Genomic DNA, 877 nt, shown 5'->3' on the forward strand with positions numbered 1-877 from the left:
TCTGTTGCAAAAATCGTGAAGCTTGAGCATGCTTGGCGGAGATTGGACGGACGGAACGATGACGGATTTCAAGTGGCGCCATTTCCAGGGTGATGTGATCCTGTGGGCGGTGCGCTGGTATTGTCGCTATCCGATCAGCTATCGCGACCTTGAGGAAATGCTGGCGGAACGCGGCATTTCGGTCGACCATACGACGATCTATCGCTGGGTCCAGTGCTACGCCCCGGAGATGGAGAAGCGGCTGCGCTGGTTCTGGCGGCGTGGCTTTGATCCGAGCTGGCGCCTGGATGAAACCTACGTCAAGGTGCGGGGCAAGTGGACCTACCTGTACCGGGCAGTCGACAAGCGGGGCGACACGATCGATTTCTACCTGTCGCCGACCCGCAGCGCCAAGGCAGCGAAGCGGTTCCTGGGCAAGGCCCTGCGAGGCCTGAAGCACTGGGAAAAGCCTGCCACGCTCAATACCGACAAAGCGCCGAGCTATGGTGCAGCGATCACCGAATTGAAGCGCGAAGGAAAGCTGGACCGGGAGACGGCCCACCGGCAGGTGAAGTATCTCAATAACGTGATCGAGGCCGATCACGGAAAGCTCAAGATACTGATCAAGCCGGTGCGCGGTTTCAAATCGATCCCCACGGCCTATGCCACGATCAAGGGATTCGAAGTCATGCGAGCCCTGCGCAAAGGACAGGCTCGCCCCTGGTGCCTGCAGCCCGGCATCAGGGGCGAGGTGCGCCTTGTGGAGAGAGCTTTTGGCATTGGGCCCTCGGCGCTGACGGAGGCCATGGGCATGCTCAACCACCATTTCGCAGCAGCCGCCTGATCGGCGCAGAGCGACAGCCTACCTCTGACTGCCGCCAATCTTTGCAACAGAGCC

Annotated in this window: 1 protein-coding gene; it reads left to right on the top strand. The window is 60.4% G+C overall.

Features of this window, described 5'->3' with window-relative positions:
• Positions 1–58: 58 nt before the first annotated feature.
• The gene (locus RR51_RS28450; protein WP_001389365.1) at positions 59–823 is read left to right on the top strand and encodes an IS6-like element IS6100 family transposase; all 765 of its coding nucleotides are present in this window, start codon (positions 59–61) and stop codon (positions 821–823) included.
• Positions 824–877 lie beyond the last annotated feature (54 nt).

The sequence above is a fragment of the Pseudomonas sp. C5pp genome (genome assembly GCF_000814065.1).
In the GTDB taxonomy this organism is placed as follows: Bacteria; Pseudomonadota; Gammaproteobacteria; order Pseudomonadales; family Pseudomonadaceae; genus Aquipseudomonas; species Aquipseudomonas asiatica.